This window comes from Streptomyces sp. B5E4 (assembly GCF_039871555.1).
GTDB lineage: Bacteria > Actinomycetota > Actinomycetes > Streptomycetales > Streptomycetaceae > Streptomyces.
On record NZ_JBDPMI010000003.1, the window covers coordinates 162,179 to 178,240 of the forward strand.

Here is a 16,062-nt window from a genome sequence, read left to right on the forward strand (position 1 = left end):
GCAAACCAGACGGCCGCGCGCAACGGCCCCCCTCCAGGGCTTATCCTCGGGCCGCATGAGCCAGCCCAGCTTCGAGACCGTCGCCATCCACGCGGGCCAGGAGCCCGACCCGGCGACGGGCGCGGTCGTACCGCCGATCCACCAGGTGTCCACGTACAAGCAGGACGGGGTGGGGGGCCTGCGCGGAGGCTATGAGTACAGCCGTTCCGCGAACCCCACCCGCACCGCCCTGGAGCAGAACCTCGCCGCGCTGGAGGGCGGGGCCCGTGGCCTCGCGTTCGCCTCCGGCCTGGCCGCCGAGGACTGCCTGCTGCGGACCGCGCTCACCCCCGGCGACCACGTGGTCATCCCGGATGATGCGTACGGTGGCTCCTTCCGGCTGTTCGCGCAGGTCGCGGCGCGCTGGGGGGTGCAGTTCTCGGTGGCGCACACCGGGGACCCGGCGGCGGTACGGGCCGCGCTGACCGACCGTACGAAGCTGGTGTGGGTGGAGACGCCCAGCAACCCGCTGCTCGGCATCACCGACATCGCCGCCTCCGCGGCCGTCGCCCACGAGGCCGGCGCCCTGCTCGTCGTCGACAACACCTTCGCCAGCCCCTACCTGCAGCAGCCGCTGGCGCTCGGAGCCGACGTCGTCGTGCACTCCACGACCAAGTACATGGGCGGGCACTCGGACGTCGTCGGCGGCGCGCTCGTCGTGGCCGACCGCGAGCTGGGCGAGCGGCTGGCGTTCCACCAGAACGCGATGGGCGCGGTGGCCGGGCCGTTCGACGCCTGGCTGGTGCTGCGCGGCATCAAGACGCTGGCCGTACGGATGGACCGGCACAGCGCCAACGCGGCGCGGGTCGCGCACATGCTGGACCGGCACCCGCGGGTGACGCACGTGTACTACCCGGGCCTCGCGGACCACCCCGGACACGAGACCGCGGCGAAGCAGATGCGCGACTTCGGCGGCATGGTGTCGTTCCGCGTCGAGGGCGGCGAGGAGGCGGCGGTCGAGGTCTGCAACCGGGCGGGGCTGTTCATCCTCGGGGAGTCGCTGGGCGGCGTCGAGTCGCTGATCGAACACCCGGGGCGGATGACGCACGCCTCGGCGGCGGGTTCGCCGCTGGAGGTGCCGGACGACCTGGTGCGGCTGTCGGTCGGGATCGAGTCGGTGGACGACCTGCTGGCGGACCTCACGCAGGCGCTGGGCGGCTGAGGCACGGGACGCACGGGGCCCGGACGTACGGGCCCCGGCACACCGGCCCCGGCGGCCTCACCAGCCGTCGAAGTCCGGGGTCGTCTCCGCCGGGTGATCCACCCACGCGCCGCTCACCGCCGCCCACACCGTCAGTGCCGCCAGCGCCGCGACGAGCAGCAGCCACACCCCCGACCGCAGCAGCGTCCGGCGGCGCAGCAGCCGCCGGCCGCGCGCGGCGGCCAGGTCGGCGAGCTGGGGCGGCACGGCGGGGTGCGGACCGTCGAGGAGGTCGCGTACGGCCTGCTCTTTGCGGGCGGTGATGGAGATCACGACGTCGCCACCTCCCGGCGCGTGCGTTCCGGGGCCGGCGTGTGCCGGCTGAGCATGGCGGCGCTCGCCCGCAGCAGTATCTGGTGGACTCGCTCGGGCGGCAGCCCGAGTGCGGCCGCGGTCTGTTCCTCGGCGACGCCCTCGGACATCCGCAGCACGAGCACCAGCCGCTCCTGCGGCGACAGCCGGTCGAGCAGACCGCCGGTGGTGCGGCGGTAGCGCCAGGCCGTCTGCGCGTAGCGGGCGACGAGCTGCTGCCGGGCCGTCTCGTACGGATCCTCGCCGCGCAGCCGGTCCCAGCGGGCGTACGTACGGGCCAGGGCCTGGGTCAGCAGCCGTTCGGCCTGCGGGGCGGCGTCCGGCGGCTCGGCGGTGAGGAGTTGGGCGGCATGCAGCAGCCGCCCGGCCGCGCCCGCGCAGAAGGTCTCGAACTCCAGGGCACGGCGGCGCTGTTGTGCCGAGCGCCGCTGACGCACAGCGCTGCTCCCTTCACCGCCCTCGATCCCATAGGACGGCAGCCGGGCGCCGGGGTCAAGATGTCGGCAGCACCTACGTGGCCGGAGGACCGGACGGCGTCAGCCGCCCCCGTCCCGCGGGCCGTCCAGGCCGTCCCGCTCCCCGGTCTCCTCCCCGTCCTGCCGGCCGGGCTGCCGGCCTTCCTGCTGCCCGGCGTTGGCCTGTGAGACCGAGGTGTTGAAGCGCGTGAGCAGGGTGCAGAACGTGGCGCGCTCCATCGGCGTCCAGTCGGAGGTCAGCCGTGCGACCAGCTCGCGCCGCGAATCCTGCACCTCGTGCAGCCGCGCCCTGCCGAGTGGTGTCAGCTCCAGCACGACGGCGCGGCCGTCCTCGGGGTGCGTGGCGCGCTTGACCAGGCCGCCGTCGACGAGCGGCGCGACCTGCCGGGTCACGGTCGAGGAGTCGATGCCCATGCCGGCGGCGAGGGCCTTGACGCCCGTGGGGCCGTGCTGCTCAAGACGGTTGAGCAGCAGGTAGGCGGCGCGGTCCATCGTGTTGCGCATCTGCCCGGCGCCGGCGAGGCGCGTCTGCTCGGCGCGGCGGGCGAAGACGGCCAACTGATGCTGCAGGTCGTTCAGCAGGTCGGCCACTGCGGGGGTGTCGGTGGGAGAGGAGGGGGAGGGCATGGACGGTGCTCACTTCGTGAGGACGTTCACCGGCTGCGGATCTGGCCGCCGATACGGGTACGGCGGCGAATGCTGCTAGCGGGTGGCTCGGATACGGGCACGGACACGGGCGCGGATCGGTCCGTAGGTCAGGGGGTGGACACGCGAATTCGAACTGGGCCACAGATTACGCGGCCCCGCCGTTTGCCGTACGGCCTGTGGAAAAGCCCCTGTGGAAAACCCGCCGTCATCTCAGCGTGCGAGACTGTGGCCATGAGCGCAGCCGCGGCCGGTGCCGTCAGCCTGGACGACGTTCGCGACGCACAGGACATCCTCGGCGGCATCGCACGGGTCACCGCGCTGGAGGGCAGCAGGTTCCTCTCCCGGCTGGTCGACGCCCCGGTCCATCTGAAGTGCGAGAACCTGCAGCGCACCGGATCCTTCAAGCTCCGCGGCGCGTACGTGCGCATCGCCGGGCTGGGCGAGGGGCAGCGCGCCCGCGGCGTGGTCGCCGCCAGCGCCGGGAACCACGCGCAGGGTGTGGCCCTGGCGGCGTCCCTGCTGGGCGTGCGCTCGACGGTCTTCATGCCGGTCGGCGCCCCGCTGCCCAAGGTGGCCGCGACGCTGGACTACGGCGCGGACGTACGGCTGCACGGGCAGGTCGTGGACGAGACGCTGGAGGCGGCGGAGTCGTACGCCGCGGCGACCGGCGCCGTCCTCATCCACCCCTTCGACCACCCCGACGTGGTGGCGGGCCAGGGCACGGTCGGGCTGGAGGTGCTGGAGCAGTGCCCGGAGGTGTCGACGATCGTGGTGGGGATCGGCGGCGGCGGCCTGGCGGCCGGTATCGCGGTCGCGGTCAAGGCGGTACGGCCCGACGTACGGATCGTCGGCGTGCAGGCGGAGGAGGCGGCGGCCTATCCGCCGTCGCTCGCGGCGGGGCGCCCGGTGGCGCTGGAGTCGTTCGGGACGATGGCGGACGGCATCCAGGTCGGCAAGCCGGGCGACGTCCCGTTCAAAATCATTGGCGAGTACGTGGACGAGGTGCGTACGGTCTCCGAGGACGCGTTGTCCGCCGCGGTACTGCTGTGCCTGGAGCGGGCGAAGCTGGTCGTCGAGCCGGCCGGAGCGGCTCCGGTCGCCGCGCTGCTGTCCGACCCGGAGGCGTTCGGGGGCGGGCCGGTGGTGGCGGTGCTCTCCGGCGGGAACGTCGATCCGCTGCTCGTCCAGCGCATTCTCCGGCACGGCATGGCGGCGGCGGGGAGGTACCTTTCGCTCCGGCTGCGCGTGACCGACCGGCCCGGGGTGCTCGCGACGCTGCTGGGGGTGTTGTCAGAGGCGGACGCTAACGTCCTCGACGTGAGCCACGTGCGGACGGATCCGCGCCTCGGGCTCACGGAGGCCGAAGTCGAGCTACAGCTAGAGACGAAGGGGCGGGAGCACTGTGATCGGGTGCTCGCCGCGCTCCGGAAAGCCGGGTACACGGTGACTGCCTGACACACGCGAGTACGACGAGCACGAAGCGCTGCACGACGCCCACCACGCCCCACGGGCATCACGCGTCACGGAGCGCCCCCGCGCACGACGCACCGGACACGCGCCGCGGCGCCGCAGGTCCGCCCCGTACGCAACCGCGCTCCTCAGCGCACACACCCCCTCAGCCCACCATTCACCCACCTCACGCGACTCTGCCACTCGCGACTTGACGCGATATATCGTGTGTTCTATTCTCCTGCTGTTGTCCGACCGTCCGCCCATGTCTGACATTTGTTGAGAAGTGCCGCCAGACCCGTCCACCACCACGACTTCCATCCAACCTGGGGAGATCTCTATGCCAGGCGCCATCCACGCCGAAGGGCTGGTCAAGCACTTCGGCGATGTGCGGGCACTGGACGGCGTCGATCTCGACGTCCCCGAAGGCTCCGTTCTCGGCCTGCTCGGTCCCAACGGGGCCGGCAAGACCACCGCCGTACGTGTCCTGACCACACTGCTGCGGCCCGACTCCGGCCGCGCCGAGGTCGCGGGGATCGACGTCCTCAAGCACCCGAACGAGGTGCGCAGGTCCATCGGTCTGTCCGGCCAGTTCGCCGCGGTAGACGAGTATCTGACCGGCCGCGAGAACCTCCAGATGGTCGGCCAGCTCTACCAGCTGAGCGCCCGCGACGCCAAGGCGCGCGCCGCCGTACTGCTGGAGCGGTTCAACCTCGCCGACGCCGCGGACCGCACCGCCAAGACGTACTCCGGCGGCATGCGCCGGCGGCTCGACCTGGCCGCCGCGCTCGTCGTCGAGCCGCCCGTGATGTTCATGGACGAGCCGACCACCGGCCTCGACCCGCGCAACCGCCAGCAGCTCTGGGACGTCATCCAGGAACTCGTCAAGGGCGGCACGACCCTGCTGCTCACCACGCAGTACCTGGAAGAGGCCGACCACCTGGCGCACGACATCTGCGTCATCGACCACGGCCGTGTCATCGCGCGCGGCACCTCCGACGAGCTCAAGGCCAGGACCGGTGGCGAGCGCGTGGAGGTCGTCGTGCACCAGCGCGACGAGATCTTCGCCGCCAGCGAGGTCCTCGGCGCCCTCGGCCAGGGCGAGGTCACGGTTGCGGACCACACCCGCAAGCTGACCGTGCCCGTCAGCGGCGGCGCCCGGCTGCTCGCCGACGTCATCCGGGACCTGGACGAGCGCGGCATCGCCATCGACGACATCGGGCTGCGCCGCCCCACCCTGGACGACGTGTTCATCTCGCTCACCGGCCACGCGGCCGAGACCGAGGACGGGAACGGGAAGGCAAGCGAGGACGGCGACGGAAAGGCCGCCGACGACGCCGCGAAGGAGACTGCCAAGTGACCGCCTCGACCGCCCCGGCGCGCCCCGGACCCACGGCGCCACCCGCGCTGGGGGGTGTCGGCCAGTCCGCCCGGGACTCACTGGTCGTCGCCAAGCGCAACCTGCTCCGGATGTCCCGGATCCCGGAAGTCGTCATCTTCGGCCTGATCCAGCCGATCATGTTCGTGGTGCTGTTCTCGTACGTCTTCGGCGGCTCGATGAACGTCGGCGGCAGTACGAACTCCGAGGTGTACCGCGAGTTCCTGATGGCCGGCATCTTCGCCCAGACCGTCACCTTCGCCACCGCGGGGGCGGGCGCCGGTATAGCCGAGGACATGCACAAGGGCCTCATCGACCGCTTCCGGTCGCTGCCGATGGCCCGCGGTGCGGTCCTCACCGGCCGCACCCTGGCCGACCTGGTGCAGACCGCCCTGACGCTGGTGGTGCTGGCCGTCGTCGCCGCGCTGGTCAGCTGGCGGTTCCACGAGGGCCTGCTGAAGGCGCTGGCCGCGTTCGCCCTGCTGCTCCTGCTCGGCTACGCCTTCACCTGGGTCGGGGCGCTCATCGGGCTGTCGGTGCGTACGCCCGAGGCGGCCACGTCCGGCGGACTGGTCTGGCTGTTCCCGGTGACGTTCGTCTCGAACGCCTTCGTGGACTCCAGCAACATGACGCCGTGGCTCCGGCACATCGCCGACTGGAACCCCTTCAGCGCGACCGTGCAGGCATGCCGCGAGCTGTTCGGCAACCCGGGCGTCTCCCAGTCCGACGCCTGGCCGATGCAGCACCCGGTGCTGGCCTCGCTGATCTACTCGGTCGTCATCATCGTGATCTTCCGCACGCTGGCGGTGCGGAAGTACCGCAACTCCGCCGGGTAACGCGCCCCGCGGCACACGTCGAAGCCCCCGGTCCGGGAACCTCGGTTCCCGTCGGGGGCTTCGCGATGGGCTGCTGCGTCCGACGCGCGGTCAGGCTGCGTAGGGCTTGGCGTTGAGGATCGTCACCATCGCCTTTTTACCGTTCGGCAGCTCGTAGCTGGCTTCCTCGCCGATCTTCTTGCCGTTGACTCCCACGCCCAGCGGCGACTGCGGCGAGTACGTCTCGATGTCCCCGCTCGCGTACTCCCGGGAGGCCATCAGGAAGGTGAGGGTGTCGCTCTCGTCGCCGTCGAAGGCGATCGTGACGACCATCCCGGGCTCGACGACGCCGTCGTCCGGCGGAGCCTCGCCGACCTTCGCGTTCTCGAGAAGCTGCTGAAGCTGGCGTACGCGCAGCTCCTGCTTGCCCTGCTCCTCCTTGGCCGCGTGATACCCGCCGTTCTCCCGCAGGTCACCCTCTTCGCGAGCCGCCTCGATCTTCTTGGCGATCTCGGTGCGTGCGGGACCCGACAGGTTCTCCAGCTCGGCCTTGAGCTGGTCATACGCCGCCTGGGTCAGCCAGGTGACGTTGTCGCTGGTCTGGGTCACAGGTGCTCCTTGTCGGTGGTGGTTCTGGTGCTGGGGGAACTTCTCATGCGTCTGGGATGCAGCAATCGCCCTACCCAGAAGAATTGCGCCTTCGTGGGTGGGGCGAAACCACGATCGTAACAATTCCGGCAGCGAGACGGCGACTGTTATCGCTCGTCGGCCGCCTTGCAGCCGACCAGCTCGGCGTTGGCGCCGCGCTCGGTGGTCCGGATCGACACCACGGTGTCGATGCGGGTCTTCCGCTCGTCGATGCGCACGTCGCGGACGCCGACCTCGGACTTGTCCGCTGCCAGCGAACGCAGCGTGCAGACGGCGTCGACGTCGGTCTTCTTGCGGACCTCGATGTGCACCTGGACCTCGGCGTCGGACATCACCTGGAAGCGGATCAGCTCCCCGGACGCCTTCGAACCGGCCGTCGCATCGACAGCGCCCCAGGCCACGAAGCCGAGCAGGGCCGTGCCGAGCACGGCACCGACGACCTTCAGCCGCCGATCGGCACGGGCGTCGGCCGAGCGGCCGTACCGGCCCTCGGGCAGCGTTCGGGGCGCACCGGCCATGATGGTCCCTCCCGGCAGAGCGGCTGGCTGCGGCTGACGGCGGAATGAATTGTCAGTCCGCTCAGTCACTATAGAAGCCGGCCTAGACGACCTGTTACCGAGGATTGAATCTGTGAGCGATGACCTGCGGCTGATGGCCGTCCACGCACACCCCGACGACGAGTCGAGCAAGGGTGCGGCCACCATGGCCAAGTACGTCTCGGAGGGCGTAGAGGTCCTGGTCGCCACCTGCACCGGAGGCGAGCGGGGATCGATCCTGAACCCGAAGCTCCAGGGCGATGCCTTCATCGAGAAGAACATGCACGAGGTACGGCGCAAGGAGATGGCCGAGGCGAGGGAGATCCTCGGCGTGAAGCAGGCGTGGCTGGGGTTCGTCGACTCCGGGCTGCCGGAGGGGGACCCGCTGCCGCCGCTGCCCGAGGGCTGCTTCGCCCTGAAGGAGGTCGACGAGGCGGCGGAGGCGCTCGTCCGGCTGATCCGCGAGTTCAAGCCGCAGGTCATCACGACCTACGACGAGAACGGCGGCTATCCGCACCCCGACCACATCATGACCCACAAGATCACGATGGCCGCCTTCGAGGCCGCCGGCGACCCCGCGCGCTACCCGGACGCGGGCGAGCCCTGGCAGCCGCTGAAGGTCTACTACAACCAGGGCTTCAACCGGCCGCGGACCGTCGCGCTGCACGAGGCGATGCTCTCGCGCGGGCTGGAGTCGCCGTACGGGGAGTGGCTGGAGCGGTGGAAGGAGTTCGAGCGCAAGGAGCGCACGATCACGACGTACGTGCCGTGCGCCGACTTCTTCGCGATCCGCGACAAGGCGCTGATCGCGCACGCGACGCAGATCGACCCCGACGGGCCGTTCTTCAAGATCCCCATGGAGGTCCAGCAGGAGGTCTGGCCCACCGAGGAGTACGAGCTGGCGAAGTCGCTCGTGGATACTTCCCTCCCCGAGGACGACCTCTTCGCCGGCATCCGCGACAATTGAGCGTGTGAACACCACATTGGCTGCCGATCTCGTCCCGCTCGCGGAGGAGCTCGACAAGAACAAGGTCACGCCGGGCGTCCTCGGCTTCATCGTCTTCGCGCTTCTCGGCGTCGCGGTGTGGTTCCTGCTGAAGAGCATGAACCGGCACCTGGGTCAGGTCGACTTCAAGGAGAAGACCGACCGCGGCGACGCCGGTCCGGGCGGCACGCGCCCGGAGGGCGAGGGCCCGGGAGACGGGGGCGATCCGCGTGACGACGCGCCTCGTGGCGACGCCCCGCGCGGGTCCGCCCCGCGCGGTGACGCGCCCCGCGGTGGCGCCCCGCGCGACGACAGCCCGCGCGGCGAGTCACCGCGCACCCCGGCGCCGGCGGAGAGCCCGGAGGCAGACAAGCAGCCGGTCGGCCGCCGCCGCTGACGACGGCCGACGGGATACTGCCCAGCGGCGGGCATGGCTCCGCGTGGGCACGGCTTCACGGCGGGGCACGGCCAGGCGCCCGGCAGCGCGGGCACGGCCCAGCGGACGGTACGGACCAGGTCCGTGGCTGCCCCGCGTCCGCACCGGCACCGGTCGGCGCGGGACATGCGCGAACCGTTCGGTAATGCGCCGAGCCGGGGGCCCGGGCGTCGTCAGCGCTCGCTACGCCGTCGCCCCTGCCCGGGCGTCGCCGGACGGGGCCGTCCTGCCGGCCTCGGCCGGCCGGCAGTCCCCGCCCGGCTCCCCCCGGGGCTGCTGGTCAGCCCGCCAGGGCGCCGTCGTCCGTGGAGGCCGCGCCGTCCAGGGGGACGCCCATGACCTCCCGCGCGTGCCGGCTCGGGACCATGCCCAGGCGCCAGGCCTGCCAGCCCGTCTCGGGCTCCACGCCCCGCTCCAGCACGAGCTGGAACGTCTCCGCGTAGTCCTCCAGCGCCGGGTCGACGACCCCGCGACGCCCCGCGGTCGCCGTACGCAGCTCGTCCAGCAACTCCGACAGCTCCTGCTGCGCCACCGCCGCGCCCACCACCGAGCCGCCCGGCGAGGCGAACGGCAGCAGTGTGCAGCGCAGGAACCGGGCCCACGTGGCCCCCCGCCGGTCGCCGATGCCGCCGAACAGGTCTATCGCCGTGTCCACCAGCTCCAGCGCCTGCCCCGCGCGGCCGTTGCCCGCGTCGATGACGGCCAGCTCGATGCACGACCATCCCTCGCCGTGGGCCACGCCCACCCGGCGGAAGTCCTGCCGGGCGTCCTGGAGCAACTGCCGGGCGAAGCCGCTGTTGCGCAATGTGCCGGTCTGCTCCGCGCGCAGGTCGCGGGTGACCCGCGCGGAGTGGTGCCGCGCGCAGGCCAGCCCGTACACGTCCCGCATGCGGCTGAACATCGACCGGGACCGCTCCAGCGCCCGTACCGCCGACTCCCGCTTGCCGGCGCCCTCCTGGGCCTGGCCCAGGTAGTACAGCGTCCAGGCCTCACCGCGCGCGTCGTCGTTCTCCCGATGCCGGGCGAGGGCCGCCTTGAGCTGCGTCACCGCCGTCGCCGGGTCGGCGGCGACCAGGCGGGCGCGGGCGAGCTGCGTCATCGCCCAGGCCTCGCCGCGGCCGTCGCGGGTGCGCGCGTACTGCTCCAGGGCCTCCTCCAACTGCACCTCGGCCCCCGGGACGTCGCCCATCCGCAGCCGCACCTGCCCGAGCTGGAAGTGCGCCCACGCCTGGCCGTGCACGCTCTCGCTCTCCTGGTGCAGCGCGAGCGCCTGGTCCAGCAGCGCCAGCGCGTCGCCCAGCTGCGCGCGGTCGCGCAGCACGGCCGCCAGCGCGTGCAGCGTCCAGGCGCGGTCGCCGCGCATGTTCTCGCCCTGCTGCATCTGCAGGGCCTCGCGCAGCTTCGCCTCCGCCTCCCGGAGGCTGCCCTGCTGCTGCAGGGTGATGCCCAGGTCGCGCAGGGCCCGGGCGGCGCCGGCGGAGTGCTGCGCCTCGCGGTAGAGGTCGACCACGGAGGACAGCGTCGAGCGCGCCTTGTCCAGCTCGCCGAGCTGCCGGGCGGCGACGCCCGTACGCCACTGCACCGAGCGCATCAGCAGTCCCTGGTCGGCGGCCTTGGTCAGCTCGTTGAGCTCGCCGAGACGGTACAGGTCGCCGCGCAGCAGGCAGTAGTCCGCGAGGGCGCCGAGCAGGTGCAGCACGGCGGCCTGGTCCACGCCCTCGGCGTGCCGCAGGGCGGCGGTGATGAAGCTCTGCTCGTCGTCCAGCCAGCGCAGCGCGGAGTCCAGCGAGGTGAAGCCGTGCGAGCCGAAGCGGTCGGCACGCGTCGACGTATGCCCGTCGACCAGCCGGATCACGGAGTCGGCCAGCTCCGCGTAGCTGCGGATCAGCCGCTCGTGCGCGGCGGCGCGCACCTCGGGGTCCTCCTCGTCGAGAAGCCGGGCGTAGGCGAAGCGGCGCACCAGGTCGTGCACCCGGAAGCGGGAGCTGCGTACGTGCTCCACCAGCCCGGCGCGGGCCAGCGCCGTCAGCCGCTTGCCCGCCTCCTCCTCGCCGACGCCGAGGAGCGCGGCGCAGGCCGCCGCCCCCAGGCTCGCGCGGCCGACCAGCGACAGCCGGCGCAGCAGCGCCCGGGTCGGCTCCGCCAGGTCGCCGTAGCGGAGCCAGAGGGCGCGCTCCACCGGCCCCACCGGCCCGTAGGCGTCCAGCGCCTCGGCGAGCCCGACCAAGCTCCGCCCGTCCAGCGCGGAGCCGGCGATGCGCAGCGCCAGCGGCAGCCCGCCGCAGAGCAGCCCGATGCGGTCGGTGGACTGCGCGTCGTACGGGTCGGCGGAGCGCTCCGCGCCCTCCGTCCCCTGGGCCATCTCGCTCAGCAGTTCCTCGGCCGCGGTCGGCTCCAGGCCCTCGACCGGCATGTGGTGCACCCAGGCGTCGAGGTCGCCGGGCAGCTCCAGCCGCTCCCGCGAGGTCACCAGCACCAGGCTCTCGGAGCGCTCCGGCACCAGCAGCCGGACCTGCTCGGCGTCGACCGCGTCGTCCAGCACTATGGACACCGGCAGGGACGTCAGATGCTGGTGGTACAGCTCGATGAGCCGGCGCAACTGCGCGTCGTGTGCCGGGCGCTCGCGGAACATGAGCTGATCGCGCGGCGCGCCGAGGCGGTTGAGCAGGTGCAGCAGCGCGTCCCGGGTGGGCAGCGGGTCCTCGCCCAGGCTCTCCCCGCGCAGGTCCACCACCACGGCGGCACGGAACTGCTCGCGCAGCTGGTGGGCGGCGCGGACCGCGAGCGTGGTGCGCCCGGCGCCGGGCGGGCCGTGCAGCAGGACGACGGTCGGCTTGGTCTCCGTACTGGCGCGGCCCTGCTGCACCCACCCGGCGATCTGGGTGAGCTGCGCCTTGCGGCCGACGTACACCCGGGAGGCCTCGGGCAGCTGGCGGTAGGACTGCTCCAGGGTGGCCCGCTGCCGCGCCTCCTGGCTGCGGTTCCGGCGGGACTGGGGTTCGCGGTCCGTGCCTCCGCCACCGGCTCCGCTCGGCCGGGGGCGGTCGGCGGCGGGCTCGCTGCGGCTGCCCGTGCGGGTGGCGGCCGAGATCATTCGCTGCTGGTCGAAGAAGGGCCGTACGCCGCGCAGCTCCAGCGCCGTCAGCCACTGCAGCCGGAGCTGCTCGGGGCCGCCGGGCTGCCGGGCGGCGCCCGAGCGCGTGTTGCCCGAGAGCCAGTGGGCAAGCCCGATCTGCACCAGGCCCGCGGTGAACCCGGCGAGGCCGGCGGCCACCCCGGTCCAGAGCGCGGCCGTGGAGCCCAGGCCCTCTTCGGCCGAGACGAGCAGGGCGATGGCGGCGGCGGTGAGCGTCGCCGTCACGGCGGGCCCGACCGACTGCGGGGTGAAGCGCTCGGCGAGCGAACGCCTCCCGGCGGCGGCCTCGTCCAGCGCGCGCACGAACGCCCCGTACTCCTCGGCGGCGCGCTCCGCCATGTCGTCCAGCGCCGCCCGCGCCCGGCCGAGCAGCACCACGCCGTCCGTCCGGCCACCGGAGCGGCGCACTTCTTCTTCGACCGCGCGGGTGAGAAGAAGCTCTGCCTCCCCCCGATGCTTGTCGCGCAGTCGGGACGCTGTGCCCGGCATGTGCTCCCCTCCCATACCCGTCGCTCGCCCGTGCAGTTGCGTTGCACTGCCAAGTCTTCCGCGTTTCCCGGGCATTCGGCATCCCCCTGTGGATAACTCGGCCGGATGATGCGGTGAATGAAGAGCTGATATCACCGCGTACCCGGGCCTTGAGCGGAATTGGGGAGGGGGAAACACGGACCGGCGGGTACGACGCCGTTGTCGTACCCGCCGGTCCGGCCGGCCGCGTAACCAGGTCAGCCCAGGCGGTCGACCAGTGCGCGGTACTCGTCCCACAGCTCCTTCGGAGTGTGGTCGCCGAAGGTGTCGAGGTGCGCGGGGATCAGCGCGGCCTCCTCACGCCAGACCTCGGGGTCCACGGAGAGCAGGAAGTCGAGTTGCTCTTCGGTGAGTTCGAGCCCGTCCACGTCCAGGGCGCCCTTTGCGGGCAGCACCCCGATCGGGGTCCGGACGCCCTCGGCCTCCCCGTTGAGCCGTTCGACGATCCACTTCAGCACGCGGCTGTTCTCGCCGAACCCGGGCCAGACGAACGACCCGTCCGCGTCCTTGCGGAACCAGTTGACGTAGTAGATCTTCGGCAGCTTCGCGGCGTCCGCGGAGGCGCCGACCTTGAGCCAGTGGCCGAAGTAGTCGCCCATGTTGTAGCCGCAGAAGGGCAGCATGGCGAACGGGTCGCGGCGCAGCTCGCCGACCTTGCCCTCGGCGGCGGCGGTCTTCTCGGAGGCGACGTTGGCGCCGAGGAAGACGCCGTGCTGCCAGTCGAAGGACTCGGTGACCAGCGGCACCGCGGTGGCGCGGCGGCCGCCGAAGAGGATGGCCGAGATGGGCACGCCCTTGGGGTCCTCCCACTCCGGCGCGATCGTCGGGCACTGCGCGGCCGGCACGGTGAAGCGGGCGTTGGGGTGGGCGGCGGGGGTGCCGGACTGCGGGGTCCAGTCGTTGCCGAGCCAGTCGGTGAGGTGCGCCGGGGGCTCGTCGGTCATGCCCTCCCACCACACGTCGCCGTCGTCGGTGAGGGCGACGTTGGTGAAGACGGAGTTGCCCCACAGGGTCTTCATGGCGTTGGCGTTGGTGTGCTCGCCGGTGCCGGGCGCGACGCCGAAGAAGCCGGCTTCGGGGTTGATCGCGTACAGCCGGCCGTCCTCGCCGAAGCGCATCCAGGCGATGTCGTCGCCGATGGTCTCCACGGTCCAGCCGCGGGTGGTCGGCTCCAGCATGGCGAGGTTGGTCTTGCCGCACGCGGACGGGAACGCGGCGGCGACGTACGTGGACTCGCCGCGCGGCGGGGTGAGCTTGAGCACCAGCATGTGCTCGGCGAGCCAGCCCTCGTCGCGCGCCATGACGGAGGCGATGCGCAGGGCGTAGCACTTCTTGCCCAGCAGGGCGTTGCCGCCGTAGCCCGATCCGTAGGACCAGATCTCGCGGGTCTCGGGGAAGTGCGAGATGTACTTCGTCGAACTGCACGGCCAGGGCACATCCTGCTGCCCGGGCTCCAGGGGGGCGCCGACGGAGTGGACGGCCCTGACGAAGAAGCCGTCGTCGCCCAGCTCGTCGAGGACCTCGCGGCCCATGCGCGTCATGGTGCGCATGGCGGTGGCCACATACGCCGAGTCGGTGATCTCGACACCGAGCGCGGAGAGCGGGGAGCCCAGCGGGCCCATGCAGAAGGGGACGACGTACATGGTGCGGCCGCGCATGGCGCCGCGGAAGAGGCCGCCCTCGCCGGAGGTGCCGGTGAAGACCTCGCGCATCTCGGCGGGGTCCATCCAGTGGTTGGTCGGCCCGGCGTCCTCCTCCTGCTCGGAGCAGATGAACGTACGGTCCTCGACCCGCGCGACGTCGGTCGGGTCGGATGCGGCGTAGTACGAACCGGGCCGCTTGACGGGGTCCAGCTTCGTGAACGTGCCTTTGGCGACGAGCTCAGCGCACAGGCGGTCGTACTCCGCCTGGGAGCCGTCGCACCACACGATCTCGTCCGGCTGGGTGAGGTCGGCGATCTCCTGGACCCAGGAGACGAGCCCTTCGTGTTTGGTCGGGGTGGTCATGAGTGCCGCTTGCTCCAGATGTAGAGGGTTTGGGCCGTTTCTTCTCTGATGACACATCTATCTGGTTTTCAAGACCGTTACCCCTTGGGGGTGCCAACCCGGTTGCCGCTCATATGAGCTCATCCGGTGTCGGGTGTGCGCTCGTTTGATGATGAGGTAGCTCAGACGTCATGTCCAGTCGGCTCCTGCGTGAACAGCGCCACTCCCGCGGCCGTAACCTACGGACGCGTAGGTAGCATGGGCGCATGAGTGCGACGGGCGAGGGAGAGCTGCAGCGAGTCGCGAACGCCGCGGCCGCCGTGCTCAAGCCGCGGCTGCGCGGCTGGTTGCACGCGGTGATGTTCCCGGCGGCCCTGTTCGCGGGCGTGCTGCTGACGGCGATGGCCGAGAGCCCGCGCGGCCGGCTGGCCTGCGCGGTCTACACGCTGACGGCCTGTCTGCTCTTCGGCGTCAGTGCGCTCTACCACCGCGGCGACTGGGGTCCGCGCGGCACGGCCGTGCTGCGCAGGCTCGACCACGCCAACATCTTCCTGATCATCGCCGGCACGTACACGCCGTTCACGATCCTCCTGCTGGAGGGCGGCAGGCAGCTGGCGCTGCTCTGGTTCATCTGGGCGGCGGCACTTGCCGGGATCGCGTTCCGCGTGCTGTGGGTCGGTGCGCCGCGGTGGCTCTACACGCCGTGCTACATCGCGATGGGCTGGGCCGCGGTGTTCTTCCTGCCGGACTTCATGCGCGCGGGAGGTATCGCGGTCCTCGTGCTGGTCGTCGTGGGCGGCGTGCTGTACAGCGCGGGCGGCGTGATCTACGGGATCAAGCGGCCGAACCCGTCGCCGCGTTGGTTCGGCTTCCACGAGGTCTTCCACTCGTTCACGCTGGCGGCGTTCGCCGTCCACTACGTGGGGATCTCGCTCGTCGCGTACCGCCACGCCTGAGTCGGGCGGGGGGAGTTCGTACCGGACGTCCGTCTGTCCGGGTGATCTGCTCGTGTCGGCTTCTGTACTTCGGGGCGCAAAAGCCGCGGGGATGCTGTTATTCGGTGCGAACTACCCCCTCGCTCCCCGTGGAGGCAGAAATGCGCATCCGTATGCTCGCCCGCTCCCTGGCCGTCAGCGCCGTCGTGGTCGGTCTCGCCGGTGCCGGTGCGGCTTCGGCCCAGGCCAGCGCGCACCCCAAGTCCGGCAAGCCGTGCTGCAGTAAGTCGCACAGCAGCAAGTCGCACAACAGCAAGTCGTTCGACAGCAAGTCCTTCGACAGCAAGTCGTTCAACAGCAAGTCGCTCAACAGCAAGTCGTTCAACAGCAAGTCGTTCAACGAGATCCACAAGACCTCGAACAAGATCGACGTCGACGTCGAGAACAAGACCAACAACCGGATCTCCCACAACAAGTACACGGAGATCAGCCCGTCGGCGACGGTGGTGTTCGGCCCGCTGCAGAGCTACAACCGCTAGTCCGCGACCCAGGGTC

General features: G+C 71.6%; 15 protein-coding genes. 8 read left to right on the forward strand and 7 right to left on the reverse strand.

The genetic code is table 11. The features are described 5' to 3' along the window. Positions 1-55: 55 nt before the first annotated feature. Complete coding sequence (locus tag ABGA99_RS05795; protein ID WP_347576430.1) at positions 56-1,201, forward strand: cystathionine gamma-synthase; 1,146 nt, start codon at positions 56-58, stop codon at positions 1,199-1,201. Positions 1,202-1,258: 57 nt separating this feature from the next. On the opposite strand, the gene ABGA99_RS05800 is transcribed toward ABGA99_RS05795, so the two are convergent. The 3 genes from ABGA99_RS05800 to ABGA99_RS05810 all read right to left on the reverse strand — a co-directional run bounded on the left by ABGA99_RS05800 (position 1,259) and on the right by ABGA99_RS05810 (position 2,655). Further along, the gene (locus ABGA99_RS05800; RefSeq protein ID WP_347576429.1) at positions 1,259-1,513 is read right to left on the reverse strand and encodes a hypothetical protein; all 255 of its coding nucleotides are present in this window, start codon (positions 1,511-1,513) and stop codon (positions 1,259-1,261) included. After that, positions 1,510-1,989: a sigma factor-like helix-turn-helix DNA-binding protein gene (locus tag ABGA99_RS05805; protein WP_347576428.1), complete on the reverse strand. Its 480-nt coding sequence runs from the start codon at positions 1,987-1,989 to the stop codon at positions 1,510-1,512. Before ABGA99_RS05805 ends, ABGA99_RS05800 begins: the two co-directional genes overlap by 4 nt. Positions 1,990-2,088: 99 nt before the next feature. Further along, a complete protein-coding gene (locus ABGA99_RS05810) occupies positions 2,089-2,655 on the reverse strand; it encodes a MarR family transcriptional regulator (RefSeq protein WP_347582254.1) in 567 nt (188 codons plus the stop codon). A 252-nt stretch (positions 2,656-2,907) separates the two neighbouring features. On the opposite strand from ABGA99_RS05810, the gene ilvA reads away from it, so the two are divergent. From ilvA to ABGA99_RS05825, 3 genes are all read left to right on the forward strand, one after another. Then, complete coding sequence (ilvA, locus tag ABGA99_RS05815) at positions 2,908-4,131, forward strand: threonine ammonia-lyase (protein WP_347576426.1); 1,224 nt, start codon at positions 2,908-2,910, stop codon at positions 4,129-4,131. A gap of 334 nt (positions 4,132-4,465) precedes the next feature. Next, positions 4,466-5,485 carry an ATP-binding cassette domain-containing protein gene (locus ABGA99_RS05820; protein ID WP_347576425.1) on the forward strand — a complete coding sequence of 340 codons (1,020 nt, stop codon included), beginning with the start codon at positions 4,466-4,468 and terminating at the stop codon, positions 5,483-5,485. A 47-nt stretch (positions 5,486-5,532) separates the two neighbouring features. Continuing rightward, on the forward strand, positions 5,533-6,339 hold the full coding sequence (locus ABGA99_RS05825; RefSeq protein WP_347576479.1) for an ABC transporter permease: 807 nt from the start codon (positions 5,533-5,535) through the stop codon (positions 6,337-6,339). Between the two features lie 90 nt (positions 6,340-6,429). Here the strand turns inward: ABGA99_RS05825 and greA are convergent, their stop codons facing one another. Together greA and ABGA99_RS05835 are read right to left on the reverse strand one after the other, a co-directional pair. After that, complete coding sequence (gene greA, locus ABGA99_RS05830; protein ID WP_347576424.1) at positions 6,430-6,927, reverse strand: transcription elongation factor GreA; 498 nt, start codon at positions 6,925-6,927, stop codon at positions 6,430-6,432. Between the two features lie 146 nt (positions 6,928-7,073). Further along, positions 7,074-7,484 (reverse strand): DUF4307 domain-containing protein, encoded by a 411-nt coding sequence (locus tag ABGA99_RS05835; RefSeq protein WP_347582255.1) that lies wholly within the window; start codon positions 7,482-7,484, stop codon positions 7,074-7,076. Positions 7,485-7,596: 112 nt separating this feature from the next. Here ABGA99_RS05835 and mca point away from each other — a divergent pair, with 112 nt between their 5' ends. Next, positions 7,597-8,469 carry a mycothiol conjugate amidase Mca gene (gene mca, locus ABGA99_RS05840; RefSeq protein ID WP_347576422.1) on the forward strand — a complete coding sequence of 291 codons (873 nt, stop codon included), beginning with the start codon at positions 7,597-7,599 and terminating at the stop codon, positions 8,467-8,469. Between the two features lie 4 nt (positions 8,470-8,473). After that, entirely contained in the window at positions 8,474-8,884 is a 411-nt protein-coding gene (locus tag ABGA99_RS05845) for a hypothetical protein (protein ID WP_347582256.1), read from the forward strand. Positions 8,885-9,203: 319 nt separating this feature from the next. Here ABGA99_RS05845 and ABGA99_RS05850 read toward each other — a convergent pair whose 3' ends face one another. Together ABGA99_RS05850 and ABGA99_RS05855 are read right to left on the reverse strand one after the other, a co-directional pair. Continuing rightward, positions 9,204-12,548 (reverse strand): tetratricopeptide repeat protein, encoded by a 3,345-nt coding sequence (locus ABGA99_RS05850; RefSeq protein WP_347582257.1) that lies wholly within the window; start codon positions 12,546-12,548, stop codon positions 9,204-9,206. Positions 12,549-12,784: 236 nt separating this feature from the next. After that, on the reverse strand, positions 12,785-14,593 hold the full coding sequence (locus ABGA99_RS05855; protein WP_347582258.1) for a phosphoenolpyruvate carboxykinase (GTP): 1,809 nt from the start codon (positions 14,591-14,593) through the stop codon (positions 12,785-12,787). Positions 14,594-14,838: 245 nt separating this feature from the next. Between ABGA99_RS05855 and ABGA99_RS05860 the strand changes: the two genes are divergently transcribed. Both ABGA99_RS05860 and ABGA99_RS05865 read left to right on the forward strand, forming a co-directional pair. After that, complete coding sequence (locus tag ABGA99_RS05860; RefSeq protein ID WP_347582259.1) at positions 14,839-15,528, forward strand: hemolysin III family protein; 690 nt, start codon at positions 14,839-14,841, stop codon at positions 15,526-15,528. 140 nt (positions 15,529-15,668) lie between these two features. After that, positions 15,669-16,046 carry a hypothetical protein gene (locus tag ABGA99_RS05865; protein ID WP_347582260.1) on the forward strand — a complete coding sequence of 126 codons (378 nt, stop codon included), beginning with the start codon at positions 15,669-15,671 and terminating at the stop codon, positions 16,044-16,046. Positions 16,047-16,062: the final 16 nt, after the last annotated feature.

Excerpts from the sequence above, each read along its gene's own strand:
- ABGA99_RS05795 (WP_347576430.1), top strand. The coding sequence starts at position 56 with ATGAGCCAGCCCAGCTTCGAGACCGTCGCCATCCACGCGGGCCAGGAG.
- ABGA99_RS05810 (WP_347582254.1), bottom strand. The coding sequence starts at position 2,655 with ATGCCCTCCCCCTCCTCTCCCACCGACACCCCCGCAGTGGCCGACCTG.
- ilvA (WP_347576426.1), top strand. The coding sequence starts at position 2,908 with ATGAGCGCAGCCGCGGCCGGTGCCGTCAGCCTGGACGACGTTCGCGAC.
- ABGA99_RS05820 (WP_347576425.1), top strand. The coding sequence starts at position 4,466 with ATGCCAGGCGCCATCCACGCCGAAGGGCTGGTCAAGCACTTCGGCGAT.
- ABGA99_RS05835 (WP_347582255.1), bottom strand. The coding sequence starts at position 7,484 with ATGGCCGGTGCGCCCCGAACGCTGCCCGAGGGCCGGTACGGCCGCTCG.
- ABGA99_RS05850 (WP_347582257.1), bottom strand. The coding sequence starts at position 12,548 with ATGCCGGGCACAGCGTCCCGACTGCGCGACAAGCATCGGGGGGAGGCA.
- ABGA99_RS05855 (WP_347582258.1), bottom strand. The coding sequence starts at position 14,593 with ATGACCACCCCGACCAAACACGAAGGGCTCGTCTCCTGGGTCCAGGAG.
- ABGA99_RS05860 (WP_347582259.1), top strand. The coding sequence starts at position 14,839 with ATGAGTGCGACGGGCGAGGGAGAGCTGCAGCGAGTCGCGAACGCCGCG.
- ABGA99_RS05865 (WP_347582260.1), top strand. The coding sequence starts at position 15,669 with ATGCGCATCCGTATGCTCGCCCGCTCCCTGGCCGTCAGCGCCGTCGTG.